General features: G+C 62.6%; 1 rRNA gene. It reads left to right on the top strand.

Annotation, left to right across the window (positions count from 1 at the left end):
• Positions 1–65: 65 nt before the first annotated feature.
• Positions 66–182 (top strand): 5S ribosomal RNA (rrf, locus tag ON26_RS09480).
• The last annotated feature ends 48 nt before the right edge of the window (positions 183–230 follow it).

The following is a 230-nucleotide window of genomic DNA, read 5'->3' on the forward strand; positions in this document are numbered from 1 at the left end:
GCTCTGCAGCACCCCCCGAAAGGTTGTGGGGTGTGCGCGTGGGGTTGGTGATAGTTTCATAGAGTTACGGCGGTCATAGCGGTGGGGAAACGCCCGGTCCCATTCCGAACCCGGAAGCTAAGGCCACCTGCGCCGATGGTACTGCACTCGACAGGGTGTGGGAGAGTAGGACACCGCCGGAACATCCTTTCCCGAAGGCCCCCGACATTGTCGGGGGCCTTCGGCGTTTC

The organism is Nocardia higoensis NBRC 100133, assembly GCF_000308595.1.
Lineage (GTDB): Bacteria > Actinomycetota > Actinomycetes > Mycobacteriales > Mycobacteriaceae > Nocardia > Nocardia higoensis.